General features: G+C 68.9%; 17 protein-coding genes and 1 pseudogene. 11 read left to right on the plus strand and 7 right to left on the minus strand.

Features of this window, described 5'->3' with window-relative positions; translation table 11 throughout:
- Nucleotides 1-5: 5 nt before the first annotated feature.
- Complete coding sequence (locus G6N16_RS08720) at nucleotides 6-3,236, minus strand: cytochrome P450 (protein ID WP_234805987.1); 3,231 nt, start codon at nucleotides 3,234-3,236, stop codon at nucleotides 6-8.
- Between G6N16_RS08720 and G6N16_RS08725 the strand changes: the two genes are divergently transcribed.
- The 4 genes from G6N16_RS08725 to G6N16_RS08740 all read left to right on the plus strand — a co-directional run bounded on the left by G6N16_RS08725 (nucleotide 3,235) and on the right by G6N16_RS08740 (nucleotide 5,158).
- Nucleotides 3,235-4,041, plus strand: coding sequence for an N-acetylmuramoyl-L-alanine amidase (locus tag G6N16_RS08725; RefSeq protein WP_234805988.1), 807 nt, complete (start codon nucleotides 3,235-3,237; stop codon nucleotides 4,039-4,041). The genes G6N16_RS08720 and G6N16_RS08725 overlap by 2 nt on opposite strands.
- A 130-nt stretch (nucleotides 4,042-4,171) precedes the next feature.
- Nucleotides 4,172-4,417, plus strand: a complete 246-nt coding sequence (locus G6N16_RS08730) for a hypothetical protein (protein WP_133052988.1) — start codon at nucleotides 4,172-4,174, stop codon at nucleotides 4,415-4,417.
- The gene (locus tag G6N16_RS08735; protein WP_083032945.1) at nucleotides 4,404-4,799 is read left to right on the plus strand and encodes a type II toxin-antitoxin system VapC family toxin; all 396 of its coding nucleotides are present in this window, start codon (nucleotides 4,404-4,406) and stop codon (nucleotides 4,797-4,799) included. Before G6N16_RS08730 ends, G6N16_RS08735 begins: the two co-directional genes overlap by 14 nt.
- Nucleotides 4,800-4,888: 89 nt before the next feature.
- The gene (locus G6N16_RS08740; RefSeq protein WP_083032947.1) at nucleotides 4,889-5,158 is read left to right on the plus strand and encodes a Rho termination factor N-terminal domain-containing protein; all 270 of its coding nucleotides are present in this window, start codon (nucleotides 4,889-4,891) and stop codon (nucleotides 5,156-5,158) included.
- 15 nt (nucleotides 5,159-5,173) lie between these two features.
- On the opposite strand, the gene G6N16_RS08745 is transcribed toward G6N16_RS08740, so the two are convergent.
- The gene (locus tag G6N16_RS08745) at nucleotides 5,174-5,557 is read right to left on the minus strand and encodes a DUF7715 family protein (RefSeq protein WP_083032949.1); all 384 of its coding nucleotides are present in this window, start codon (nucleotides 5,555-5,557) and stop codon (nucleotides 5,174-5,176) included.
- Between the two features lie 215 nt (nucleotides 5,558-5,772).
- Between G6N16_RS08745 and G6N16_RS08750 the strand changes: the two genes are divergently transcribed.
- The 4 genes from G6N16_RS08750 to G6N16_RS08765 all read left to right on the plus strand — a co-directional run bounded on the left by G6N16_RS08750 (nucleotide 5,773) and on the right by G6N16_RS08765 (nucleotide 10,655).
- A complete protein-coding gene (locus G6N16_RS08750; RefSeq protein WP_163787832.1) occupies nucleotides 5,773-6,513 on the plus strand; it encodes a DoxX family membrane protein in 741 nt (246 codons plus the stop codon).
- Between the two features lie 82 nt (nucleotides 6,514-6,595).
- Entirely contained in the window at nucleotides 6,596-8,011 is a 1,416-nt protein-coding gene (locus G6N16_RS08755; RefSeq protein ID WP_083032952.1) for an MprF family protein, read from the plus strand.
- Between the two features lie 46 nt (nucleotides 8,012-8,057).
- Entirely contained in the window at nucleotides 8,058-10,088 is a 2,031-nt protein-coding gene (locus G6N16_RS08760) for an erythromycin esterase family protein (RefSeq protein ID WP_083032954.1), read from the plus strand.
- A 21-nt stretch (nucleotides 10,089-10,109) separates the two neighbouring features.
- Entirely contained in the window at nucleotides 10,110-10,655 is a 546-nt protein-coding gene (locus G6N16_RS08765) for a hypothetical protein (RefSeq protein WP_083032955.1), read from the plus strand.
- Between the two features lie 21 nt (nucleotides 10,656-10,676).
- Here the strand turns inward: G6N16_RS08765 and G6N16_RS08770 are convergent, their stop codons facing one another.
- From G6N16_RS08770 to G6N16_RS08780, 3 genes are all read right to left on the minus strand, one after another.
- A complete protein-coding gene (locus tag G6N16_RS08770) occupies nucleotides 10,677-11,096 on the minus strand; it encodes a hypothetical protein (RefSeq protein ID WP_083032957.1) in 420 nt (139 codons plus the stop codon).
- A 102-nt stretch (nucleotides 11,097-11,198) separates the two neighbouring features.
- Nucleotides 11,199-12,215: an HNH endonuclease gene (locus tag G6N16_RS08775; protein ID WP_083032968.1), complete on the minus strand. Its 1,017-nt coding sequence runs from the start codon at nucleotides 12,213-12,215 to the stop codon at nucleotides 11,199-11,201.
- Between the two features lie 93 nt (nucleotides 12,216-12,308).
- Nucleotides 12,309-12,455: a hypothetical protein gene (locus G6N16_RS08780; RefSeq protein ID WP_163787833.1), complete on the minus strand. Its 147-nt coding sequence runs from the start codon at nucleotides 12,453-12,455 to the stop codon at nucleotides 12,309-12,311.
- A 274-nt stretch (nucleotides 12,456-12,729) separates the two neighbouring features.
- Here G6N16_RS08780 and G6N16_RS08785 point away from each other — a divergent pair, with 274 nt between their 5' ends.
- The 3 genes from G6N16_RS08785 (at nucleotide 12,730) to G6N16_RS08795 (ending at nucleotide 15,033) form a co-directional block, all read left to right on the plus strand.
- Entirely contained in the window at nucleotides 12,730-13,230 is a 501-nt protein-coding gene (locus tag G6N16_RS08785; RefSeq protein ID WP_083032958.1) for a beta-class carbonic anhydrase, read from the plus strand.
- Between the two features lie 305 nt (nucleotides 13,231-13,535).
- A complete protein-coding gene (locus G6N16_RS08790; protein ID WP_083032960.1) occupies nucleotides 13,536-13,751 on the plus strand; it encodes a hypothetical protein in 216 nt (71 codons plus the stop codon).
- A 169-nt stretch (nucleotides 13,752-13,920) separates the two neighbouring features.
- Nucleotides 13,921-15,033 (plus strand): ADP-ribosylglycohydrolase family protein, encoded by a 1,113-nt coding sequence (locus G6N16_RS08795; protein ID WP_197913117.1) that lies wholly within the window; start codon nucleotides 13,921-13,923, stop codon nucleotides 15,031-15,033.
- A gap of 50 nt (nucleotides 15,034-15,083) precedes the next feature.
- On the opposite strand, the gene G6N16_RS08800 is transcribed toward G6N16_RS08795, so the two are convergent.
- A complete protein-coding gene (locus G6N16_RS08800) occupies nucleotides 15,084-23,990 on the minus strand; it encodes an SDR family NAD(P)-dependent oxidoreductase (RefSeq protein ID WP_407663627.1) in 8,907 nt (2,968 codons plus the stop codon).
- A gap of 85 nt (nucleotides 23,991-24,075) precedes the next feature.
- Nucleotides 24,076-26,145: pseudogene (locus tag G6N16_RS22110) on the minus strand (type I polyketide synthase); the annotation flags it as partial.
- Between the last annotated feature and the right edge of the window lie 158 nt (nucleotides 26,146-26,303).

A 26,303-nucleotide genomic window follows, 5' to 3' on the forward strand; every position in this document is an offset into this window, starting at 1 on the left:
CGAACCTACCCGGCCCACACGTCCTCGACGTAGTGATCCGAGGCCACCAGACCATCGAGCCAGGCCCGCGCGGCATCATCGTCGGCACCGGTGCGCGCGGAGTAGATTTCGCGGAACGCCGCCCGCACCGCCGGGGCCATCCGCGCCCCGTCCCCGCACACGTACACGTGGGTGTCCTTGGTCTCGTCGCCGAGCAGGGCCCAGGCGTCGTCGGCGTCGGCGGCGATCCGGTCCTGCACGTAGCGCACCCGGTCCTGCGGAGCGCGGGAGAATGCGGGCCGCATCGCGACGATGCCGAGCCGCTCGGCCTCCTCGAACAGGTCCCGGAAGATGTAGTCAACCTCGGGGTCGCGAACACCGAAGAAACACAACGCCGGTGAGTACGGTTCACCGTTCTGCCGCGCGGACAGCCGGTCGCCGAGGAACCCGCAGAACGGGGCCACGCCGGTTCCGGCGCTGACCAGGATCACGTTGCGCTGCGGGTCCGCGCCGGCGCGGAACGCCTGACGCGCCGGATCCACCCGCGCCCGGATCTGGCCGCCAGGAGCGATATCGGCGAGGTGATTCGACGCTACGCCCTTGAACAGGCCCCGGCCGGAGTGCGCCGGGCGGTCCAGGACGCTGACGATCAACGCCAGCTCCTTGGGCGACAGCCGCGACGAAGATGCGATCGAATAGTGCCGCGGTGTCATCGGTTCGAGGAGCTCCAACAGTTCCGCGCCGGTCATCACGCAGCCCGGGTGCTCCTGCAGGCATTCCATCGGACTCAGCAGGCACGGCTCGGCACTGTCGGCGAGCTCTTCCAGGCGCTGCCGCTCCGGCGGGCAGGGGTTGGTCGCGGCCAGCCGCAGCAGTTGGCTGCGAGTCGCGGGTTTGCGCAGTTCGACGAAATGGGTGAGCAGCTCGCGCACGCTCACCTCGCGATCCAGCGCGATCACCCGCCGCGAGGTGCGCCGCGGGTTGATCGACAACCGTTGGTTCCCGTCGACGCCGAGCAGTTCGATCGCCATGTCGACGACCTCCGGCGGGTTGTCCGCCAGCACCGTCAGGTGATCCCCGGTGTTGTAGTCGACGTCGTCGGGAAGCGTCACGCGGACATAGCGTTTCGCCTGGCCCAGTGAGTTGTCCGCGCTGACCAGTTCCTCGTTGAGCACGACGGTCATCGGCTGCACCCGGAACCGCGCGTCGATCGCGGAGGTGACCGGGCCGGTGATCTGGCGCAGGTCGTAGAGCGGCTCGTCGTCGTCGCTCAGCGGTTCGGCGTCGGGGTCGCCGAACCGTGCCGACAGGGCGGCCCGCAGCGCGGTGCTGAACTCCTCCACCCCGCCCACCAGATCCCCGGAGGTGTCGACCGCGCCGCGTGGCAGCAGCATCGCGGCCCCGAGCGCGGATAGTCGCTCCTCGATCCGGATGGGCACGGACTGGTAGGTGTCGGCCCAGTTGTGGTCCCCGACGCCGAGAACGGCGAACGCCGTGTTCTCGGGCACCGCGGCGTCGTCGCCGAGCAACCACCCCAGGAATGCGCGGGCATCGTCGGTGGGCTGACCGTTGTAAGACGACGCGACGATCACCACCGCGTCGACGTCGGGGAACCCGCCCGCGGCGTCATCGAGCGGACCGAGCGTAGTAGCGCAACCGATGTCGCCGGTCTCCTCGGCGAGCAGTCCCGCCAGCGTCCGGCAGGTGCCGAGGTTGGAGCCGTGCAGAACGGCCAGGGTGGTCCCGGTGCGCACCGCCGTTCTCGGTTGCAATTGGTCGGTGCCGGCGGGTTCCGCAACGGCTGTCCGGGCCCGCTCGGCCGGGGTGCGCCGCACCAGCTCGAGCCGGAAGCCGACGGGCCGGCGCCCCACCCCATCCCAGGTCAGCACATAGTGTTTCGCGTCGATCAGCCGGTAGCGGTGGACCAGGCGTGCGATGAGCATGGTGGCTTCGTGCAGCGCGAACTGACGCCCGATGCAGGACCGCTCGCCGGTGCCGAACGGTTTGAACAACGCACTGGGCCGGACGTCGGCGAATTCCGGGTCGAACCGGGACGGGTCGAACAGCTCCACATTGTCGCCCCACTGCCCCTGGCGGTGCAGCGCACCGGTCAGAACGGTGACCGCCTCACCGGCCGCGACGGGGTAACGGCCACCGATGATGGTGTCGGCCAACGCCATTCGGTCGAACTGGGCAACCGGTGGTGAAAGGCGCAGCGTCTCGCTGATCACCTGGCGCAGATAGCCGAGCTTGCCGATGTCGTCGTAGCTGGGCACGTAGTCGTCGTCGGGACCGAACACCGCGTCGACCTCGGCGCGCACCCGGGCCAGTGCACCCGGATGCTGCACCAGGTTGTACACCGCGGTGGGCATCAGCTCCGAGGTGGTCAGCTGCCCGGCGATCAGGAACGTCATGATCTGGTTGCGGACGTTGTCCACGTCAAGGACCGGGCGTCCGTCGGCGTCGTGTGCCAGCATCACGGCGAGCAGATCATCGGCGGTACCGTCGGCGCGGTGACCGGCGATCAGCTCATCGAAGTACCGGTGCAGAGTGTCGCGGTCACGCTCGAATTCCGGTGTGATTCCGTGTGTTACCGACCCGATCAGCGCCGAGGTGAAGCACTGCGGGATGGGCGCCAGGCCGTCGTGGTCGAACGAATCGAACCGCGCACCGAAGCCGGCGAGCGCGACGGTGTCCATCGCCAGCTTCTGCAGGTCGTCGGAGACGTTCACCGGTTGCCGTCCCGCGCAGGCATCCCAGCGGGCGATCAACTCCGAGTTGATGTCGAGCATGGCGCCGTGATAGTTCCGCAGCCCGGCATAGCTGAACCCGGGCAGCAGCACGTCGTGGGCCTTCTGCCAGTTCGGTTCGCCGTGAAAGGCGGTGAACAGCCCGTCACCGGCCAGCGGGCGCACCCGGGCCAGCGTCGGGGTCAGGTTCTTGACGAACCGGGTCTCGTCGCAGAGCTCGTTCACCAGTTCCAGCGAGCACACGTAGAGCTTGCGGATCCCGCTGAAGTCGGCGTAGAAGATCGGGCCGTGCACTTCGCCGAGCAGGTCGATGGGCAGCGCATAGGGCCGTCCGGTGAGGTCGGCGGGCGTGGGCAGCGGTCCTTCCGCCGAGGGAACGTTGTCGAGCTCCGGCGGCAACGACGGCGTGAACTCCTGCACCTGCGCAGCATAGGCCCGGTGTCTGAACAGCGACGGCGGACCGGGATCGGCGATGGCCCGCCGCCGGCCACTACAGTCGTCGGGCATGGGGGAATCTCCAACGTTCGGTGAGTGCTCGGACGCGATCACCCGCCGTCGGCTGCTGCAGATGACCGGGACCCTGGGGCTGACCGCCGTCGCCGCCGGGTGCGCCGACCCGATGCCCGGGTCACCGTCGCTGCCGCCGGGAGAGTCCCCGGCACCTCCGGTGCCGTCGTCACCGGCTGCCGCACCACCGTCGACGACGACCGCACCGCCCGTCGTCACCCCAGTGGATGAACTGTGCCGTTCGGCCTGGGGCGCCCAGCCGGCCCGCCCCGGCGGCCGGCCGCACACCATCACCCGGATGACGCTGCATCACACCGCCGTGGTGCTCGGGGACAACAGCAACGCCCCGGCCCGGTTGCGACAGCATCAGCGCTACCACCAGAATGACAAGGGCTGGATCGACATCGCCTATCACGTCAGCGTCGACCGCAACGGCAACATCTACGAGCTGCGCGACTGGCACCTGGCCGGGGACACCGCCACCGAATACGACCCGGCCGGGCACTTCCTGGTCCTCTGCGAGGGCGACTTCGACCAGGAGGAGATCACCGAGGCGCAGCTGCACGGCGCCGCGCTCGCCTTCGCCTGGGCGACGCAGAACTTCCACATCGCCCCGAACACCCTCGGCGGACACCGCGATTTCGCCTCGACCTCCTGTCCGGGGACGAACCTGTACGCCCGGCTGGCCAACGGGGAGATCGGGCGGCGCGTCGACCAACTCGTCGCCGCCGGGCCCGTGGACCTCAAGCAGTTCTGCGGCCCCGCGGCGGACGCGAAGGTGGCGCAGATCGAGGCGGGCCGGTAGCGCGTCCCGGGGAGAACCTCACTTGTCGGTGGTCGGTGCCACCATGGCCTCATGGAAACGAGGTCGTAGTGATGCAGCATTTCACCGTCTTGAACTGGTCTCATGCGTTTATGCATGAGATAATGCATGTATGCCTAAGACAGTGCAGATTCGTGATATCGATGACGATGTCTATGCCGGGTTGGTCCGACGCGCCGGTGAAGAGGGCGTAACCGTGCCTGAGCTGTTGCGCCGTGAGGCAGCGAAGCTCGCTGCTCGACCCTCGATCGCCGAATGGTTGCGGCGCACCCACCGGAGGCCGTCGCAGGTGTCAACGCAGGAGGTGCTCGCGACGCTCGACGAATGGCGGGGTGAGTGGCCCGATGCTCGTCGTTGACGCCTCCTGCTTGTTCGAGGTCGTGGCGGATACGCCGCGAGCTCCGCAAATTGCGGCGCGAGTGACCGCCGATTCGGATCATTTCGCTCCAGAGGTGATTGATGTCGAAGTCCTTGGTGTCATTCGCGCGCAGTATCTGGGAGGCAATCTTGACGGTACGGCTGCGGGACAAGCTGTAGCCGATTTGAGGGACTGGCCCGGCGAACGGTTCAGTCATCGGTATTTGCTCGATCGGGTCTGGCAGCTAAGGGATTCCGTTCGAGGGTGGGACGCGTTCTATGTAGCGCTAGCGGAATTGCTTGGGGCCACGCTTCTGACGCTTGATGAGCGTCTCGCCCGCGCTCACGGCCCACGGTGCCGGATCGAGGTTGTGGGTGCGTAGTCGTCGAGTCTAGGTCTCCGGTGTGGATTGGACCGTCCGGTAGTGGGTAGTCCTTGTGTACAAGCCCCGCGACAAGCGAAAGGATTGCCATGCCTGCGCGTGATCCCGGACCCAGCGTCAAGGACAAGAAACTCTACGAAGACCTGCGTGACGACGGCGCATCGAAGGAGAAGGCGGCGCGGATCGCCAACGCCGCCGCGAAATCCGGTCGCAGCGCCGTCGGCCGGCGCGGCGGACACTCACCGTCCTACGACGAGTGGACCGTCGATGACCTGCGCAAGCGCGCCCGCGAGCTCGGCGTCGACGGACGGTCCTCGATGAACAAAAGCGAACTGATCGACGCCCTGCGCAAACACTGAGCAGCCCGCGCTGAGCTACGCGGCCTGCGAATACCGCGGCCAGAACTCGTTGAGCCTGCGCTCGATGACCGTGCCGACGGGGAACACCGAGGCGATGCAGATGTTGTCGTCGGCCACGTCGGCGGCCCACTCCGGCGGCCATCCGCCGTCGGTGAGACTTGTGCGCATCGCCAGGATCAGCTCGTCGCGCGTCATCGCCACCTCGACGATCTGCGCGGTCGTCGTTGCACGATGGGATGCCAGACCGGCGAATCCGCGACCGCAGCCGCAGCCGCCGTCGGGATTGCGCCTGTCCCGGTCACACGGGTCCTGCACCCAAACGGGTTCGCCTGGGACGCAATAGTTGTAGTCGTTTCGCCGGTCTCCCTGAGTGAGTGCCGTTGCCACCAGAACCTTCATGTCGGGGCCTCCTATTCGGTTGGTGTAGAGCCTATGACCGGCCACCGACAACTCCGGGCCGTCGCGCAGACGTCCTCAGCCCTACTTGTGCCCCCTGCGCCGAATCCAGCCGCGACTGTGCGATCCGACATCATCGGCAGATAAGGGACTAACTCGTCGGTGAATTGGGTAATCATGGGAAAGCACTGACCCCGAAACGTAAGGACATCGACGACGTGATCCGCCAAATCGCACGCCCCCTGCTCGGCTCGTTTTTCATCTACGCGGGATTCCGCGCGCTGGTGAACCCCACGCCGGTCGCCGACGCCGCCCAGCCGATGCTCGACACCGCCGCCGACTTCGGGGCCACCGGGCAGGTGGACAACCTGACGGTGGCCCGCGCCTACGGCGCCGTGCAACTTGCCGGCGGGCTGCTGCTGGCCGCGGGCAAGGCTCCGCGGATCGCTTCACTGGTGCTGGCCGGCTCGATGGCCCCGGCCACCGTCACCCACGACTTCTGGAACGAGCCCGACGACACCGCCCGCCACGCGAAGGCCACCCAATTCCTCAAGGACGCCTCCCTGATGGGTGGCCTGCTGATCGCCGGATTCGACACCGAAGGCAAGCCCGGCGTGCAGTGGCGGGCCCGACGGCTGGCCAAGAAGGCCTCGGCACGCGCGGCCGCCATCGCCCCCGGTCTGGTCGGTGACCACGACTCCAGTGACTTCGAGGAGTACGTCGACCGCGCCCGGACTGCCGCGGCGCGCCTCGGGGACCGCATCGAGGGCCGCACGTCGGTGGCCGCCGAGCGTCTCGCCGACGTGGTGGACGCTGCCAAGCCCCGCGTCGCTCACGCCGCGGCGGTCGCCTCGGAGCGGGCCACCGACGCGGGAATCGTGATCGGTGAGGCGCTGAGCGAACTGCGCCAGGAGGCCTCGCACCTGCGTGAGGACGCGCGCGGCCGGCTGCGCCGCTAGACGGCCTGTGACATAGCCGCCGCCCGCGGTGACATTCGCCCCTGCTGTCACCCGCCGATCGCGCCTACCCTTGGTAGTCACGATGGTTGTCGCCGGAGCGGATCTGCGCGCGGGGGCCACCCTGCCCGTTGCGCAGGACGGCCTGGCCCGCGTCTGGCCGCGCACCCTGTCCGTCGAGGTGCTCGCGGTGGCACTGGTGCTGGCCGTCGGGTGGCTCGCCGTTGCGGTGCACGGGCCTGAACATCGCGCGCTGCCGACGGCGCTGGCCGCCGCCACCGTCCTGGTCGTCCTCCGCGGCCTGCGGCTGGGCCGCCCGGTGACCACACCGCACGCCGGGCTCGCCGCGCTGGCCTGCCTGGTCGCCGTCTACACCCAGGCCCACGGCCACGCCACCGGCACCTACCTGGCGGTGCTGGTCGCCGCTGCGGTCCTGGTGTGGCCGACCGGCGCGCCCGCCGAGCCGCACCTGCTGCCGGTGATCTGGCCTCTGATCGACCAGACCCGCGGCGACCCGCTGGCACCATTCGCCATGGACCGGCAGAAGCGCTACGTCTTCAGCGCCGACGCCACTGCCGCGGTGGCCTACCGGGTGCGGGCGGGGTTCGCCGTGGTATCCGGAGACCCGGTCGGCGACCGGCGGGCCTATCCCGACGCGATCGACGCCTTTGCCCAACTGTGCCGCGACCGCGGCTGGCGGCCCCTGGTACTGGCCGCCTCACCACGATGCGCTGTGTTGTGGCGACGACGGCAGGTGCGCGGCCGCCCGTGGTGGGTGGTGCCCATCGGCCACGACGCCGTCGTCGAGGTCGCCACCTTCACCCTGCACGGGCGCGGCAAACGCAACCTGCGCCAGGCGGTGCAACGCACCCACAACGCGCGCATGACCACCACCGTGCTGCCCGAAGCCGACATCACCGCGGCCCTACACGACGAACTCCTCGCGGTCGCCCGCGGATCGACGAAATCGATTGACGCCGAGCGTGGTTTCTCGATGATGCTGGACGGCACGCTGACCAGCCGGTATCCGGGCACCTGGTTGATCGTCGCCCGCGACCACACCGGAGGGGTGCAGGGATTCCAGCGCTACGCCACCGCAGGCGCCGGTTCCGAGGTGAGCCTGGATCTGCCCTGGCGGCGTTCCGACGCGCCCAACGGCACCGACGAACGGCTTACGGTCGGCATGATCGACTGGGCGAAGAACCATGGCGGACAGCGTTTGTCGCTGTCCTTCGCGCCGCTCACCGACATCTTCGCCACCGATCCCGACGGCCCCGCACATCGCCTCGCCCGGACGGTCCTGCACGCTGCCGACGGACTGATCAAACTCGAATCGCTGTACCGCTACGTCCGCAAGTACGACGCGCTGGGGCAGAAGCGCTACGTGCTGCTCACGCCCGTCGACCTGCTGCCCGCGCTGGTGGTCCTGCTCACCCTGGAGTTCGGCCCGCACCACAGCCAGCTTCGCCGGCCCCGCACCCGACGGACGACCGGCCGTTGAGCCGTCCCCGGAAACCCTTGTCCGCCTTCATCAGAATCGAACGATCATGGCGCGAACCACCGCCCGACGCGACCACCCGCGACGGCTGTTCCGCGACCGCCGCGAGGCCGGACGCGTGCTGGCCGAACTGCTCTCGGCCTACCGCGGCCGCACCGACGTCATCGTGCTCGGTCTGGCGCGCGGCGGAATCCCGGTTGCCTTCGAAGTCGCGGCCGCACTGCAGGCGCCGCTGGACGCCTACATCGTCCGCAAGCTCGGCGCGCCCGGGCGGGAGGAGTTCGCCGTCGGCGCACTGGCCCGCGGCGGCCGGGTCGTGCTCAACGACGACGTCGTGCGCGGCCTGGGCGTCACCCCGGAACAACTGCGCGAGGTCGCCGCACGCGAAGGCCGGGAACTGGAACGCCGCGAATCCGTCTACCGATCCGGCCGACCACCCCTGCAGGTCGCCGGCAAGGTGGTGATCCTCGTCGACGACGGCCTGGCCACCGGCGCCAGCATGCGCGCCGCCGTCCTGGCGCTGCGCGAAGACGAACCCGCCCAGATCGTCGTCGCCGTGCCCGCCGCACCGGAATCGACCTGCCGCGAATTCGCCGGAATGGTCGACGATCTCGTCTGCGCGTCGATGCCGACCCCGTTCTTCGCCGTCGGCGAATCCTTCTGGGACTTCACCCAGGTCACCGACGACGAGGTGCGCACCCTGCTGGCCACTCCGACCACCGCCGCGGCCGAATCGACACCCGAATCGCCCGCGATGGCGGTCAGCGCGGCCGCGGTCGACGCCCCCGACGGGATACCGCCGGCAGAGGTCCTCGACGCACTGATCGGGGACGCCCGCATCGTGCTGATCGGCGAAAGCTCGCACGGCACCCACGAGTTCTACGCCGCCCGTGCCGAAATCACGAAGTGGCTGATCGAGCACAAGGGATTCACCGCGGTGGCCGCCGAAGCCGACTGGCCCGACGCCTACCGGGTCAACCGCTACGTACGTGGCCAGGGCAACGACGTTTCCGCCGAGGGCGCGCTGTCGGGATTCGAGCGGTTCCCGGGCTGGATGTGGCGCAACGACGTGGTCCGCGACTTCGTCACCTGGCTGCGCGAACACAACGGCCGGGCCACGGAGCATCGCGTCGGGTTCTACGGGCTCGACCTCTACAGCCTGCACCGCTCCATGGACGAGGTGATCACCTACCTCGACGGCGTCGACCCCGCGGCCGCGGCCCGGGCTCGGGCGCGCTACGCCTGCTTCGACCACGCCACCGCCGACGACGGCCAGGCCTACGGCTACGCCGAGGCATTCGGCGCCGGCCCGTCGTGCGAGCGGGAGGCGGTGGCGCAGTTGGTCGAGGTACATCGCGAGGCGATCAGCTATCTGCGCCACGACGGGCTGGTCGCCGAGGACGAACTGTTCTGCGCGCAGCAGAACGCCCAGACCGTGCGCAATGCCGAGGAGTACTACCGCGCCATGTTCAGCGGCCGGGTCACCTCCTGGAACCTGCGCGACCGGCATATGGCCCAGACCCTCGACGCGCTGCTGTCCCACCTCGACCGGCACCGCGGAATCGGTGGCCAACCCGCCCGGATCGTGGTGTGGGCGCACAACTCCCACGTCGGCGACGCCCGGGCGACCGAGGTCGGCGCCGACGGGCAACTGACCCTCGGGCAGCTGGTCCGGCAACGCCACGGCGCGGACAGCCGGTTGATCGGCTTTTCCACCTACCGCGGCACGGTCACCGCCGCCGACGAATGGGGCGGTGTCGCGCACCGCAAAACCGTGCGCCCGGCGCTGCCCGGCAGCATCGAGGAACTGTTCCACGAAACCGGCAAGGAGGCGTTCTTCGTCGCCATGCACGACGGCGGCCCGGCCGCCGAGGCGCTGGAGACCATTCGGCTGGCCCGCGCCATCGGGGTCATCTACCTGCCGGCCACCGAGCGGCAGAGCCACTACTACCACGTGCGGCCCGCCGACCAGTACGACGCGATGATCCACATCGAGCACACCCGGGCCCTGCAGCCGCTGGACCCGACGTCGGTGTGGATCGCCGGGCAGACACCCGAGACCTATCCCAGCGGACTCTAAAGCACGGCAAGGGGTTTCCCGATGACAAACGACATCCTCACCGATGCGCAGATCGACGCGCTGACCGGAGCGCAGCGCCGCGAACTGATCCGGCGTCTGGAACGCCCTGTTGCGCAACTGAAACCGCGCACCTACGTCGAACGGCTGCGCCAGGCGCACCTGGGCCTGATGACCGGCGGTGCGCTGTTCATGATCCCGTGGATCGTCTACCTGGCACTGACCCTGCCGCCGAACTACACCGTGCACGACTGGCCGGTGACCTGGGTGGGCTTCGACATCCTGCTGGTCACCTTCATGGCGGCGACGGCCATCCTGACCTGGCAGCACCGCCAAGTCGTCGTGCTGCCGGCGTTCACCACCGGGATCCTGCTGGTGTGCGACGCCTGGTTCGACGTGACCACCTCCGGTGACGCCGATTTCGCCGTCACCTTGCTGACCGCGTTCCTGGGCTGCCTGCTGGCCGCGATCCTCATCGTCGGGTCGGTGAGCCTGGTGCGCTACACCGCCGCGCGGCTGTGGCTGATCGACCCGGATCAGTCCGTCTGGCGGCTGCCGCTGGAGACGTGACCCGCCGAAACTCGCTGGTGTCTAGTCACAGCTGGCGCAGAACCCTGTCAGCGACAATTCCATTCCGCAACCGCAGAATGTTGCGGTTCGTGTCTTGTCAGATCGACGTTGGGAGGGGGCGCGAATCTTGTTGAGGGGATGAGCGACATACCAAGTTCCAGTGCGAGAACTCGGACCGCGCTCCACTGAGTCGCCGAGCAACCGCACGATCTCATCTTCAGAACGGAATCCGTCGGTGGAGCCGTAGTAGATATACAGGTCGGGGCCGTGTTCGCGTCGCTTGCCCACTACGTATGGCTTTTCGGGACGCTCGACCGCTCGGTATTCGGCGATACCGACTGCCATGGCCATCCGAGCGATGAATTGATGGTTCTCCGCTGGAATCCTCGCTCTCGCCAAGGCGGAGACGAGGGAGTCGTGGAGTGGCGCGGTGGGATTCACGGACTCAGGATATCGACGGGGTCCGACATCGGAGACTGGCTACGCCGCCCACCAGGGAGGAGGGAATGCGATATCTAGGCTCTTTATGCGCCGGTATCCGGCTCACGTCGGAATGCCGGCGGGTTGGCTGCGGAAAATGCCGCGGGCAGCGGCGACCACTCGGTCGTATTGGGTTGGCCATCGCAGATCGACGGCGATCTGCTCGAGCGCTGCGCGATCACGACCGAGCACCTGGTCGACGATCGCCACAGCAGGCACCGAACCGCTCTTATCGCCGTTGCATCTGGTGCAGGACAGAACAAGATTTGCCAAGCCGTCAATTCCCACCAACGACCACGGGAGCACGTGGTCGATCGGGTTGCTGCGCGGAAGTGGGGATTCGCAGTAGAAGCAGTAGGGCCCGTAGATCTCCTTGAACGGTTCGCGCACCGTAGTCAATGCGATACGTTCTCGGCCGAACAGGTGACCCGCAACGTCTGGGATGTCTTGTTCGAGGAAGCTGTTCATCCGGCGGACGTCGTCGACCCACATGATCTCTAGAGCGGGCTTCAGCAGCGCGGCAAGTCGAGCCAACCCCTGTGCGACACCGGGTCTGAGCTCGATTGAGAAGTCGTGATCCCGGAGAACCTTGCGACTGATCTTGGAGTGCAGGAAGGAGTCGTCGTAGAGGAAGGGGTCGCTGGTACTCGAACCGGATAGTCGTTGCAACCGATAGAGAGGTTGCTGTGCCAGGCACATCGTGATGTCCTCAATTGCCTGCCGATAGTCCTCGGGGGCTCGAACCGCGGCGAAGTCGACCGACATGTATGGCTTCCCAACCGACTGCTGAAGACGGTGGACCGCAGCCAATATCCGTGCTGGTTCCGTGGTGGTCTGGCGCAGTTCATGCCCTTCAAACGGGCGGACCTGGCGCCAGTAGACGTCGAGAACTCGGCGGGCTAGATCGGGAATCGGTACGACAAGGGTGCCATCAGGCTCATCCGGAAGGTGTTCGACGCACTGGTCGATCAGGGCCCTCAAGGTCGCCAGCTTGTAGGTCGCTACTCGCCGACCCGCGTCCAGGACGGCCAGAACACGTTGCCCCAGCAGGAGTGGGTCGTCATTGGCCGTGTAGCTCATGGTGCTGCCAATGTAGCGCCCGTGCCGCACAGTTCGGGTGCGCTGGGATCTCAGTGTCCGATGGTGAATGCCTTGGTTGTGGACCTAATCCCGTCAGGACCGGGGCGCGCCCGGGGAGATCTGGCCGGCGCTGCGGTCGACCGGGTAGCGGGTGATGCCGTGATAGCTGCAGCGGCGGCTACCGGGTGTCGGTGCGGCGGTGCAGCCCGGGCTGCGGCAGGTACGCGTCACATAGATCATGGTCGGAACTCCAGGGTCGTGGCCGTCTCACGGAGATCGGGCGCCGATGAAGTTGAATCGGCTGCGCTGCGACGCTGCGGCGGCAGATGCTGAATCAGGTCAGCGGAGCCAGTGTGGCAGCCGACTGTTACCGGCGCATGTCATTTTTGTTGTGTCGGGGCGCTTGCGACAGTGCGTCACAATCACGCCGATTCTGAACGTGGGGTACTGCGGGCGCCGTGGTTACGGTGCGATGTGAATGCTCGACGACGGATGCGCCCTGGAGAGGAACTCAGTGTCGGTTACCGATGAATACCTGGCGAACAACGCCGAATACGCCTCGACCTTCCACGGGCCGCTGCCGTTGCCGCCGAGCCGGCACGTCGCCGTCGTCGCCTGTATGGACGCCCGCCTCAACGTGTACCGGATCCTCGGCCTGGCCGACGGCGAAGCCCACGTCATCCGCAATGCCGGAGGCGTGGTCACCGACGACGAGATCCGGTCCCTGGCCATCAGTCAGAGGCTGCTGGGCACGCGAGAGATCATCCTCATCCACCACACCGACTGCGGGATGCTGACCTTCACCGACGACGAGTTCAAGCGCGCCATCCAGGACGACACCGGAGTCAAGCCGAACTGGGCCGCCGAAGCGTTTCCCGACGTCGAGCAGGACGTGCGCCAGTCGCTGCGCCGCATCGAGGCCAGCCCGTTCGTCACCAAGCACGAGTCGGCCCGCGGCTTCGTCTTCGATGTCGCCACCGGCAGGCTCAACGAGGTGTTTCTCCGTCGAGATTGACGGTAGGGCTGCTGCGCACGGGGTTTCTTCGTCGAGATCGACGGCAGGGCTGTTGCGTGCCGACGGCTCCCGTCGAGATTGACGGCAGGGTTGCTGGCGCTGGAGTTTCCGCGTCGAGATTGACGGTAGGGCTGCTGCGTAGGATCGATTGCCGACGAGATTTACGTGAGGGCTATCTCGCGGCAAGGAAAGCAGCCCACACGTGAGTTTCGGTGAGCTCGTCGCCGTCGTACCTGGACCGAGCGCGGGAGCAACCGAGCACTGGAACACGGATCCGGCCCCAGGACGGCCATTAGAATGCCGTCATGGGGGAGTTGCACCTGCAAAACATCCCGAATGAGGTCGTGCATCGGCTTGAGCGGATAGCGCGTGCCGAGGGCGTGACGGTGGCCGCGATTGCGATCCGTGAGCTCGACGCGGCGAGCCGGAGGGTGGACAACGCCCGGCTGTTGGCCGAGCTGCCGGACCTCGATCTTCCCACGGGTGCCATTGTGGATGCGGTGTGGACCGAGCGCCGATGACCGGACGTATTGACAGCTTGCGTGCTCATCCAGCGCTCGCGCACCGTATGGCCCGACCGTAGGCGGTTCGACTCGCTGCCTATCGCCTAGGTGGTTGACCACCGGATTCGGTGGTCAAGGCGGTTTGTCGGTGGCCGCACGTACCCTGCTCACCGTGGATGGCGAGCAGATTGGCCGGCAGCGGGGAGCGGGTTCGGCCGGAGGGCGGTTCCGCGGTTGCCTGCTGGGCGGGGCGGTGGGGGACGCGCTGGGCGCGCCGGTGGAATTCGACCCGCGCGAACAGATCCTGAGGCGGTTCGGTCCCGACGGGATCACCGGCTACGCGCCCGCCTATGGCGGGATCGGGATGATCACCGACGACACCCAGATGACACTGTTCACCGCCGAAGGGCTACTGCGGTACTGGGTTCGCGGGCGGATGAAAGGGATAGCCACCTATACCGGCGTGACGGCGAACGCGTATCTGCGGTGGCTGCGCACCCAGGGCGGCAGTCCCCGAAACCCCCTCGGAGTCGGCGAGCCGTTCGGCGAGGGGGAGCCGGGCCGGCTGTATCAGGAGCGACGACTGCACAGCAACCGGGCACCGGGCAACACGTGCATGTCGGCGCTGCGCGCCATGCCCGGGCTCGGTGAACCGGCCGACAACGACAGCAAGGGCTGCGGCGGCGTCATGCGTGTTGCGCCGGTCGGGTTGTTCGTCGATCGGATGTCGGACGGAACCTGCGAGCAGGCCTTCCAGATCGCCACCGACCTCGCTGCCCTGACACACGGCCACCCGACCGGATCGCTGTCCGCCGGCGTGCTGGCTGCGTTGGTCTACCAACTGGTCCAGGGTGTTTCGCTAGCCGACGCCCTACCCGAGGCGAAGCGGATCCTGCGCGGGTTCGACGGCCAGGAGGAGACGCTGGGCGCTGTCGAGGCCGCCGAGGCAGCGGTGCACCGCCGGGGAGCGCGTCACGACGCTGTCGCGACGCTGGGGGAGGGCTGGGTGGCCGACGAGGCGCTGGCCATCGGGCTCTACTGCGCGCTGGTGGCCGAATCCTTCACCGACGCCGTGGTGCTCGCGGTCAATCACAGCGGTGACTCCGACTCCACCGGATCGATCGCCGGCAATCTGCTCGGTGCCGCGCTCGGCGAGCGGGCAATCGATGCGCACTGGCTGGAGCCACTGGAACTCCGTGATGTGATCACCGAGATCGCCGACGACCTCTACGCCTACCCGGATTGGCAGATCGACCACACCGACACGCAGAACATCTGGCGGAAGTATCCCGGGTACTGACGGTAGCGGCGGGCGCCTGCGACGCCCGCCGCTACCAGCCACGTGTGGGCCTATTCGGCCGCACCTTCACCGGTCGCGGCCTGCGCCGATGCCTCGTCGGCACCCGAATCCTCGGCCGATTCGGCATCCCCGTCAGACTCCGAGCCCGACTCCGAGTCCGCGGCTTTGTCACCGGAATCCGCATCGGGCAGCTGGGCCACCAGATACTCGGCCAGACCACCGATGGTCGGGTAGTCGAACACCGCGGTGGCGTTGATGGTGAACGCGCCACCGAACTGGCTCTCCAATCGGTTGCGCAGCTCGATCGCCATCAGCGAGTCGGTACCCAGATCCAGGAACCGGCTGCTGGCCGCCGGGGGCTGGGCCAGCCGCAGGAAGTTCTGCACCTCGGCCTGCAGGAACTCGGTCACGAAACCGGCGCGCTGCGCCACCGGGATCTCCTGCAGCTTCTTGAGCAACTCGCTGTCGCCGGTCATCTCCCCGGCCGCCCGCGGCAACACCAGATCCAGAATCGGCGGGCGGGAACTGCCCAGCACCTTGGCCGCCCGCTGCCAGTTGGCCTTGATCACCGCCGCCTCGGCGGTGCCGTTGGCGACCACCTCGGCCATCGCGCTCAACGCCGCCGACGGGTCCAGCGGAATCAGGCCTTGGGCACTGATATTGGCGACCGCGGCATCCGAGGACGCCATGCCGCCGTCGGCCCAGGGACCGAAGTTGATACCGGTGCCCGGCAGGCCCCGGGACCGCCGCTGGGCCACCAGGCCGTCGAGCAGCGCGTTGGCCGTCGCGTAGTTGGACTGGCCGGGCGAACCGAACATGCTCGATACCGACGACGACACGATGAAGAAGTCCAGATCGTCGTCGGCGGTCAACCGGTCCAGATGCATTGCCCCGTACGCCTTGGGCACCAGCGTGGTGTGGAACCGGTCCAGCGTCTGCGAGGACAGCAGCGCGTCGTCGAGGACACCGGCCAGGTGCACCACACCGGCCAGCGGCGGCAACTCCGCCCGGATCCGGTCCAGCAGCGTGGCCACCTGCGCCTCGTCTCCGACATCGGCGGCGAAGACATGGACGCGGCACTTGTGCCGCTCGGTGATCTCGTCGATCAACCGCTGCGCGTCCGCATCCGGGCTGCGCCGGCTGGTCAGCACGATATCGCCGGCGCCGCGCTGCGCCAGGTACGACGCCGTGTGCAGACCGATCGCACCCAGACCACCGGTGATCAGATAGCTGCGATCCGCCCGCGGGGCGAGCGGACTCGGGACCTGCACCACGATCTTGCCGATGTGCCGGGCCTGCTGCATCCGGCGGAACGCCGCCCGCGCCTCGGTGATCGGGTAGATCTCCGCGGGCAGCGGCGTCCACTCGCCGTTGGCCAAGCCGTCGGACACCTCGGTGAGCAGGTCGCGGATCCGGTTGGGCTCGGTGAACATCACCGTGTCCAGGGCGACGATCTCGTAGTCGATGTCCGGACGTGCCTCCGCCATCTGCTCGGCCGACCAGATGTCGCGCTTGGCGATCTCGGCGAACCGGCCGCCCTGGGCGGTGGCCTTCAGCGTCGCCTCGATGAAGCCCTCGTTGGTCAGGCTGTTGAGCACCACGTCGACACCCGCGCCGTCGGTGTCCGCCAGGATCTGATCGGCGAAATCCGTTGTCCGCGAGTCGTAGACGTGCTTAACGCCGAGCTTGCGCAGAGTGGCCCGCTTGAAGGTGCTGGCGGTGGCGAACACCGTGGCGCCCTTGGCCTGCGCCATCTGCACGGCCGCCAGTCCGACGCCGCCGCTGGCCGCGTGGATCAGCACCTTGTCGCCGGGACGCAGTTGCGCCCAGTCGAACGCCAACCGCACCGTCAGCGCCGCGGCCGGGATGGTGGCGGCCTCCACCGCGCTCACCCCGTCCGGGATCGGCGCCAGGAACTGGCCCGGCACGTTGAACCGGCTGGCGAACGCGCCCTGCATGGAGCCGTAAACCCGTTGGCCCACCTCGACTCCGGTGACGCCGTCGCCGATCTGGGTGACGACACCGGCGAAGTCACCGCCGATCGGCCCCGGGTCACCCGGGTACAGGCCCAGGACGTTGAGCACATCGCGGAAGTTCAGGCCCGCGGCCTCCACCCGCACCTGCACGTAACCCGGGTCGGGTGCGGCCACCTCGGTCTCGGTCAGCCGCAGGTTGTCGATCGCGCCGCGCTCGGTGGGCGCCAACACGAAATCACCGGCGCGGGGCACGCTGAGGTGACCGCTGCGTGCCCACGGCAACAGCCGCGACGCCAGCAGCTTGCCCTGTCGCACCGCGATTTCCGGCTCGTTCACCGGAGTCGCCAGCAACCCGGCCAGCGCCGTCACCGCCTCGGGGGACCCGTCGCAGTCGACCAGCTTGGCGCGCAGCGCCGGCTCCTCGTTGATGGTGGTGCGGCCCAGGCCCCACAGCGCGGCCTGCACCGGGTCGACGGGCTCACCGGATTCGCAGGCCACGGCCCGCTCGGTGACGATCCACAACCCGCCGGGCAGCTTCGCCTTACCACCGGACACCGTGTGCACGGCGCTGAGCAGGTTGGCGATCTCGGCGTCCAGGCGGGCCTGCGCCTGCTGCTCGGACTCGTCGGCGGCCGCGGGGGCGGCGTGCCAGACGACCCCGGCGAACGGCACACCGCGCTCGGCCGCCGATACCAGCTGCGCGCCCAGCAGTTCGGTGTCGGCCCCGCGGGGCAACGGAATGCAGCTGGGCACCAACCGCGCCAGCGCCTCGGACCCGGCGATCAGCCAGGTGCCGTCGATCTGCCCGGGCTCCGCCGGCGGCGGGACCTCATGCCAGCCGAGGGTGTAGAGCAGCCGGGTGGCGTCGCCACCGAGGCCGCGCAACAACGCCTCGCGCGGTGCCCTTTTCACCGTGAACTCCCGGATCCCGCCCAGCAGGTTCCCGTCGCGGTCCAGGAAGTCGAGGTCGAAAACCTGCGTTTCGGCGTTGAGTTCGCTGGTGTGCCACTTCGCCCGGCAGTAGAACCGCCGCGGCATCTTCTCCCGCAGGCTCACCTGCCCGTAGCGCAACGGCAGGAACAGATCGTTGACGCCCTGCTCGGCGGCCAGCAGCGCCGGGAATGCCGGGAACGCCACACCGGTGCACAGGTCCATCAGCACCGGGTGCATCGGCTCGGCACCCAGGTTCTCGGCCAGCTCCTCGCCGACGCTGATATCGCCGAGCGCCTCACCCTCGCCCAGCCACAGCGACTTCAGCGAGCCGGACCAGTTCGGGCCCCACATCAGCTCCATGTCCGAGAACGTCTCGAACAGGTCCTGCGGACGCATCCGCTCCATCCGCTCGGAGATCTCCTCCACCGACTCGGGTTCGGTGGCGGGCTCGTCGTCGGCGGGTGCCTCGATCCCGACGACGACGGTGCCGTCGGCGTTCAGCGACCAGTCGGCGTCCTTGTCGCCGAACGGCCGGCTGTGCACCTGGAACCGCCGGCCACCGGCCTCGTCGGACGGGTGCAGCGTCAGCTGTACCTCGCGGGAACTCTTCTCCGGCAGGATGATCGGCTCGTAGAAGAACACCTCGGTGACCCGCGCCGGTGCGCCGACGGCGGCCAGCGCCATGGCGGCGTAGGTCGCGCCGGGCACGACGACGGTGCCGTAGATGACGTGATCGGACAGCCACGGCTGCGACTTGACCGACAGCCTGCTGGTGAACACCGAATCGCCGGACGCGAGATCCTTGGCGTTGCCCAGAATCCCGGACGCCTGGCCCTCGGATCCCATGCTGACCACGCCGGAGGTCCGCGGCCAGAACCGCCGGTGCTGGAACGGGTAGGTGGGCAGCTCGAGTCGCCGGCCCGTGCGGTGGTACACGGCGGCGAAATCGGGCCGGTGACCGCTGACGTACACCCCGGCCAGCGCGTCGGCGATCTGCAGCTGATCCGGCACACCCTTGCGCAGCGAGACGATCGCCCGCGGCGGCGCCAAGTGCTCGGGCCAGACCTGCACCGCCGCGCTGGTCAGCACCGGCTGCGGGCCGATCTCCATCAGCACCGAGCAGTCCAGCGCCGCGGCGGTGCGCACACTTTCGGCGAACTGCACCGGTTGGCGGGAATGCTTGCGCCAGTAGCCCGCATCCAGCGGGGTCTGGCCGGTCAGCACCGCACCGGTGCGGTTGCACACCAGCGGCAGCGTGGGCGCCGCGAACTCCAGCGTGCCCGCGTAGGCCTCGAACTCGTCGAGCACCGGCTCCAGCAGCTCCGAGTGGAATGCGTGGCTGGTGTCCAGCCAGGTGCAGCGCACGGCGTCCTCGGCGAACCGGGCGACCACCTGTTCCAGATCCTCACCCGGACCTGACAGCACCGTGTTCGGCCCGTTGTAGGCGGCGACCGAAACGTGGGGGAAGTCCCCGGCGATCGCCTCGACGTGCGACGGGTCGGTGAACACCGCCACCATCCGGCCGCCTTCGGGCAGGCTGCCGAACAGCCGGCCGCGCTCGGCCATCAACCGCGCCCCGTCCTCCAGGCTGAACACACCGGCCACACAGGCGGCGGCGTACTGGCCGACGCTGTGGCCCAGCACGACGTCGGGCGTGATACCCCAGGACTGCCACAGCCGGGCCAGGCCCATCTCCACGGCGAACAGCGCGGGCTGGGCGAATGAGGTGTGGCGCACCAGATCCGCGATCTCCCGGTCGGTGGAGAACATCACCTCCAGCAGCGGGTGCGGCAGCATCCCGTCGGTGGCCTCCGCGCAGCGACGCACGGTGTCGGCGAAAACCGGTTCGACGTCGAACAATTCACGCCCCATGCCGGGGTACTGGCTACCCTGCCCGGTGAACAACCAGGCGGTGGCCGGGGGATTGATGTGATCACCGCGCAGCACACCGCGACGCTGCCGGTCCTCGGCCAGATCTGCCAGGCCCGCGCGGGCGTCGGCGATCGATTCCACCACGAGCGCGGCCCGGTGCTCGAAGTGCGAGCGGCCGATCCCGGCGTTACGGCACACCTCGGCGAGGTCGGCGTCCGGGTGCTCGGCGAGCCAGGTGCCGTACCGCTGGGCGAGCGCGGCGAGTGCCTCCGGGGTCCGGGCGGACAGCGGCAGTACGTCGACCGGGCGCTGCTGCGGCACTGTGACGGGTTCGTCGGAGGGCTCCTCGGCGACCGCGGGTGCGGGTGCCTCCTCGATGATCACGTGCGCGTTGGTGCCGGTGAACCCGAAGGAGCTGACTCCGGCGCGGCGCGGCCGGTCGGTGTGCTCCCAGGGCATCGCCGTGTCGACGACCTTGACCGGCAGCGAATCCCACGGGATGTGCGGCGACGGGGTGGCGAAGTGCAGGCTGGCGGGCAACTCCGAATGTTGCAGGGACAGCACCACCTTGATCAGGCCGGCGGCGCCCGAGGCCGACTCGGTGTGGCCGATGTTGGTCTTGACCGACCCCATCAGCAGCGGACGGTCGGCGTCGCGGGAGGCGCCGTAGGCCGCGGCGGCCGCCTGCACCTCGATCGGGTCACCGAGCGGGGTGCCGGTGCCGTGCGCCTCCAGGTAGTCGACGTCACCGCCGGACAGTCCGGCGCGCGCCAGGGTCGCGTTGATGAGCCGTTGCTGGGCACCGCCGTTGGGCACGGTCAGGCCGCTGGAGGCTCCGTCCTGGTTCACCGCGGTCGCCGGGATCACCGCCTGCACCCGGTCCCCGTCGCGAATCGCGTCGGAGAGCCGCTTGAGCACCAGGACGCCGCAGCCCTCGCTGCGCACGTACCCGTCGGCGGAGGCGTCGAACGTCTTACACTTCCCGACCGGCGAGAGCATCCGGGCCCGAGACGCGGCGATCACCGTCACCGGGCTCAGCAGGACGTTGACCCCGCCGGCCACCGCCATGTCGCAGTCACCCGAACGCAGCGCCAGGCAGGCCTGGTGCACGGCGACCAGCGACGAACTGCACGCGGTGTCCACGGCGACGGCCGGGCCCTCGAAGCCGAGGGCGAACGCGACGCGGCCGGAGATGGCGTTGAGCGCATTGCCGGTGATGAAGTACGGCTCGATCTTCTCGATGGATTCGGCCGACAGCAGATGCGCGTACTCGTTGGCGGCCACGCCGGTGAAAACACCGGTGCGGCTGCCGCGCAGCGACGCCGGGGAGTATCCGGCCCGTTCCAGGCCCTCCCAGACGGTCTCCAGAATCAGCCGCTGCTGCGGTTCGATCCACACCGCCTCGCGCGGCGAAATGCCGAAGAACTCGGGGTCGAATCCGTCGATGCCGTCCAGGAACCCGCCGAAGCGGGTGTAGGTCTTGCCCGGGGTCTCCGGATCCGGGTCGTAGAACTCATCGATGTCGAAGCGGTCCTCGGGGACCTCGCGGATGGCGTCGACGCCACCGGAGAGCAGTTCCCAGAACGCCTCCGGGTTCGGCGCACCGGGAAACCGGCAGGACAGCCCGACGATCGCGATCGGTTCGTCGGTGCGCGTCGTCACCGCCGCCGCCACCGGGGCCGTCTTCTGATCCGACAGGCCCAGCACCTCGCCGAGCAGATAGTCGGCGGCATCGGAGAGCCGCGGGTGGTCCATCACCAGGGTGACCGGGATCTGGTGGCCGATGCCGGTTTCGATGCGCTGGCGCAGTTCGACGGCCATCAGCGAATCCATGCCCAGGTCGAAGAACCCGGCGTCCTCGCGGATCTCGGCGACGTCCACCCGGGTGATCTCGGCCACCGCGTCGCGCAGGTAGTCGGTGAGCAGGCGCTTGCGCTGCTGGATCGGGGCGGCCTGCAACCGCTCAACGAACGCGGTCTTCCCGGACGCCGTGAGCACCGCGGCGACGCTCGACTGAGCGGGCACCTCGCGCTCCAACTCGGCCAGGAACCCGCGGCGCCCGGCCTGCTCGTAGAGCGGCAGGAACCGGGCCCAGTCGACCTTCGCCAGTACCTGCTGCGCGGCACCGTCGGAGCCCACCACATCGGCCAGGCCGGCCAGCGCGTCGGCCGGGGACAGGGTCCGGATGCCGCGCTGCTCCAGCTTGGCGCGGGCGGCCGGATCGGCCATGCCGGTGGACCACGGGCCGAAGTTCACGCTCGCCCCGGCGATACCGTGTGCCCGCTGGTACCAGACCAGCCCGTCGAGGAAGGCATTGGCCGCGCCGTAGGCGGTCTGGCCGAACCCTCCCCACACTGCGGCAATCGAGGAGATGTTGAGGAAGAACTCCAGGGGTAGATCCGCGGTGGCCTCGGTGAGATTCCAGGCGCCCCAGACCTTCCCGGCGAAGACCTGGCCGAGTTCGACCTGCTGGGATTCGGGGTCGGACTCACTTAGTGCGGTGATGGCGTTCTCACCGGCGGCGTGCACGATCCCGGCCAGCGGCGGCAGTTCGGCAGCGATGGTGGCCAGCAGGTTGGCCGTCTCCCGCGCGTCGGCGACGTTGGCGCTGATGACACGGATGTCGCAGCCGTGCTGCGCGCCGAGCGCTTCGATGCGCGCCCGGGTCTCGTCGGTGGGGGTACGACGGCTGGTGAGCACCAGGTGTTTGGCGCCGTGGGCGGCCAGGTGGCCGGCGATCTCCAGTCCGACGCCACCCAGCCCGCCGGTCACCAGATACGTTGCGTCGTCGCGCAACTGCAGTACCGCGCCGTCGGGGGCGCCGTCACGGCGCACCAGCCGGGGCACCCACGCGGTCTCGCCGCGCAGCGCGAACTGGTCCTCCTTGGCGGCGGATTTGGTCGCGCCGGTGACCTGTTCGACGAAGTTCGACCACTCCTCGGCGCTGCACTCGGCGAGGTCGACCAGCCCACCCCACAGCTGCGGGAGCTCCAGTGCCGCGGCGCGCCCGAAGCCCCACAGGATGCTCTGGTCCGGCGCCACGGTGTCGGTGTCGGTGACGTGCTGCGCCGCGCGGGTGAGAGTCCAGATCTCGGTGCGCAAATCGGCGGCGACCGCGGCCCGCAGCAGCCGCCGGGTTCCGGCCAGCACCTCGTGCTGCATCCGCAGCAGCGACTGCACCGCAGTCTCATCGAATCCGCCGAGCGCCGTGGCGTTCACGATCCGCAGCGCCGGGTCCTCGGCGGCCGCCTCGCTCAGCGTGACGGCGAGTTCGTCGACGTCGGCATCGGAGGCCGGCAGGCCGACGATGCGGTGCCGGTGGCCGGCCGCGTCCAGCGCCGCGATGAGCGGGGAGACGGTGTCCGGGTCGTCGGCGACGATGATCCAGCTCGACGGCTCGGCGGTCCCGCCGGGGCCGGCGGCAACCGTCTCCCAGCGGAACTCGTAGCGGTCGTCGGCGATGGACCGGGTGGTGCGTTCCTGATTGTGTTGCGCGGCAATCCGGTTCAACAGGTCCCGGATCGCCTCATCGTCACCGTCGGTGGTCAGCAGCTTCGCGAGCTCGTCGATCCGGCCGTCCTCGAGCAGGCGGAGGGTCCGGGTGCGGGGTCCGGATGCGCCCTGTTTCGAGGTGGGATGCTGCCAATTGTCGCGGAACCAGTACTGGCGGTGCTCGAACGGGTATCCGGGCAGGTCGAGCTTGCGGGCACCGGGCCGGCGGAACGCGGCGAAGCGCGGGAGATGTCCGGCCACGTACAGGGCGGCGACGGCCTCGGTGATCTGCCGGTCGTCATCGGTATTGCGGCGCAACGACGCAACGGCCTTCGGGGTGGCGACGGAGTCCGGCCACGCCCGCAGCGCGGTGGCGGTGAGCACCGGCTGCGGACCGATCTCCAGCAGCACCTTGCAGTTCAGCTCGGCCAGGGTCTGCACGCACTTGGCGAACTCCACCGGCTGGCGGGCGTGCTTGCGCCAGTAGGCACCGTCGAGCTTGACGGTGCGGCCCAGAGTCGCACCGGTGCGGTTGCACACCAGAATCCGCTGCGGCGCAGCGATATTCACGCGATCCGCGCACGCCTCGAACTCCTCGAGCACCGGATCCAGCAGCGCGGAGTGGAACGCGTGACTGGTATCCAGCCATTCCACCCGGACGCCGTCGGCGGTCAGCGGCGCCACCGCGGACTCCAGCGCGCCCCGCGGGACCGGACAGCACGGTGTTGGCGCCGTTGAAGGCGGCCACGGAAATCTCCGGGAAGGCGTCGGTCAGCGCCTCAACCAGGGCGGCGTCGGCGAACACCGCGACCATCCGGCCGCCTTCGGGCAGGCTGCCGAACAGCCGGCCGCGCTCGGCCATCAGCCGCGCGCCGTCCTCCAGGCTGAACACGCCTGCGACGCAGGCCGCGGCGTACTGGCCCACGCTGTGGCCCAGCAGCACGTCGGGTTCGAAGCCCCAGGACTGCCAGAGTCGGGCCAGGCCCATCTCGACGGCGAACAGCGCCGGCTGCGCGTAGGTCGTCAGGCGCAGTCCCGTATCCGAATCCGGGCTGTCCAGGTCGAACATGACCTCCAGCAACGGTTTTTCCAGCACATCGGCGGTCGCCGCGGCGCACCGGTCCACGGTTTCGGCGAACACCGGCTCGGTGTTGTAGAGCTCGCGGGCCATGCCGGGGTACTGGCTGCCCTGGCCGCTGAACAGCCACGCCGTCTTCGGTGCGTCCTGGGACTGCCCGCGGAACAGGCCCGGGGCGGGCCGGTCGTCGGCGACCGCGCCGAGCAGCTCGAGCGCGGACTGGGCCGAGTTGGCCACCAGAGCGGCCCGGTGCTCCAGATGGGCCCGGCCCGCACCGGCGGTGAAACTCATGTCCGCCAGGGTGGCGTCGGGGTGCGCGGTCCACCAGTCGCGGTATTCACCGGCGATCCGGGCCAGCGCCTCCGGGGTCCGGGCGGACAGCGGCAGCAGGTTGAACTGCTGCTTGTCCGGCGCGGGCGCTTCGGCCTCGGGCTCGGCGGGCACCGGGGCCTCTTCCAGGATGACGTGCGCGTTGGTCCCGGCGAACCCGAACGAACTCACGCCGGCGATGCGCGGGCGGTCGGTGTGCTCCCACGCGGTGGCGTCGGTGACGACCTGCACCGGCAGCCGGTCCCACGGGATGTGCGGCGACGGAGTCTCGAAGTTGAGGTGACGCGGCAGCAGCTCGTGCTCCAGCGACAGGATGACCTTGATGACGCCCGCGATACCCGCGGCGGCCTCCAGGTGCCCGATGTTGGTCTTCGCCGACCCGATCAGCAACGGCCGGTTGGGATCTCGGCCGGGCGCGTAGGCGGCGCCCGCGGCCTGCACCTCGATCGGGTCGCCGAGGGAAGTGCCGGTGCCGTGTGCCTCCAGGTAGTCGACGTCACCGGGCTGCAGACCGGAACGCTTCAGTGCGTCGGCGATAACCCGTTGTTGGGCAACGCCATTGGGGACCGTGAGGCCTCCGGATGCGCCGTCCTGGTTGATGGCGCTGCCGCGGATGACCGCGCGGATCCGGTCGCCGTCGCGGACCGCGTCCTCCAGTCGCTTGATGACGATGACGCCGCAACCCTCGCCGCGGACGTAGCCGTCGGCGGCGGCGTCGAAGGTCTTGCACCGGCCGTCGGGAGCCAGCATGTGCGCGTGCGAGAAGGTGATCATGGTCGCCGAGGTGAGGATGACGTTCGCACCGCCGGCCAGGGCCAGGTCGCATTCACCCAATTGCAGGGCCTGGCAGGCCTGATGGATCGCCACCAGCGACGAGCTGCACGCGGTGTCGACGGCGACCGATGGTCCCTGCAGCCCGAGCCGGTGGCTGATCCGGCCGGCCGCCGCGGCGTTCGACGTGCCGATGGCCATGTAGGCCTCGATCTCCGGGTAGTCGAGTTCGCCGGAGGCCATGCCCAGGTAGTCGTGAGTGGCCAGGCCGACGAATACGCCGGTATTGGATTCGGCCAGATCGGTCGGCGCGATGCCGGCGTGTTCGATCGCGCGCCACGCGGTCTCCAGCAGCAGCCGGTGCTGCGGGTCCAGCATCCGGACCTCGCGGGTCGACATGCCGAAGAACGGCGCGTCGAATCCGGTGACGTCGTCGACGAAGCCCGCGCGACGGGTGACCACCTTGCCGGGTGTTCCCGCATCCGGGTCGAAGAAGTCGTCGGCATTCCAACGGTCTGTAGGAACTTCCGACACCGCGTCGCAACCTTGGCTCAGAACATCCCAAAACCGGTCTGTATCAGGGGCGCCGGGGAAGCGCGCCGCGTATCCGACGACGGCGAATCGTGCTTCCTGGCTGTTGGTAAATTCCGCTGATCCCATATGGTCGTCCTCCTTGATTCGGTTCCCGACCGGAGCTCGGCTTGACGTGGATCACACTCGACCCGTCCGCCGCACGGCGATCACTATTGCACGCGCACCTATGCGGCGGGGGGTGACGCACGTTATGGCCGACTCGACCCGGAGTATGTTAGTGCCCG

The organism is Mycolicibacterium insubricum (genome assembly GCF_010731615.1).
In the GTDB taxonomy this organism is placed as follows: Bacteria; Actinomycetota; Actinomycetes; order Mycobacteriales; family Mycobacteriaceae; genus Mycobacterium; species Mycobacterium insubricum.

What these genes read in the sequence shown, in the direction of transcription:
- G6N16_RS08725 (WP_234805988.1), top strand. Translation starts at nt 3,235, where the DNA reads ATGGGGGAATCTCCAACGTTCGGTGAGTGCTCGGACGCGATCACCCGC.
- G6N16_RS08720 (WP_234805987.1), bottom strand. Translation starts at nt 3,236, where the DNA reads ATGCCCGACGACTGTAGTGGCCGGCGGCGGGCCATCGCCGATCCCGGT.
- G6N16_RS08730 (WP_133052988.1), top strand. Translation starts at nt 4,172, where the DNA reads ATGCCTAAGACAGTGCAGATTCGTGATATCGATGACGATGTCTATGCC.
- G6N16_RS08735 (WP_083032945.1), top strand. Translation starts at nt 4,404, where the DNA reads ATGCTCGTCGTTGACGCCTCCTGCTTGTTCGAGGTCGTGGCGGATACG.
- G6N16_RS08740 (WP_083032947.1), top strand. Translation starts at nt 4,889, where the DNA reads ATGCCTGCGCGTGATCCCGGACCCAGCGTCAAGGACAAGAAACTCTAC.
- G6N16_RS08745 (WP_083032949.1), bottom strand. Translation starts at nt 5,557, where the DNA reads ATGAAGGTTCTGGTGGCAACGGCACTCACTCAGGGAGACCGGCGAAAC.
- G6N16_RS08755 (WP_083032952.1), top strand. Translation starts at nt 6,596, where the DNA reads ATGGTTGTCGCCGGAGCGGATCTGCGCGCGGGGGCCACCCTGCCCGTT.
- G6N16_RS08760 (WP_083032954.1), top strand. Translation starts at nt 8,058, where the DNA reads ATGGCGCGAACCACCGCCCGACGCGACCACCCGCGACGGCTGTTCCGC.
- G6N16_RS08765 (WP_083032955.1), top strand. Translation starts at nt 10,110, where the DNA reads ATGACAAACGACATCCTCACCGATGCGCAGATCGACGCGCTGACCGGA.
- G6N16_RS08775 (WP_083032968.1), bottom strand. Translation starts at nt 12,215, where the DNA reads ATGAGCTACACGGCCAATGACGACCCACTCCTGCTGGGGCAACGTGTT.
- G6N16_RS08780 (WP_163787833.1), bottom strand. Translation starts at nt 12,455, where the DNA reads ATGATCTATGTGACGCGTACCTGCCGCAGCCCGGGCTGCACCGCCGCA.
- G6N16_RS08790 (WP_083032960.1), top strand. Translation starts at nt 13,536, where the DNA reads ATGGGGGAGTTGCACCTGCAAAACATCCCGAATGAGGTCGTGCATCGG.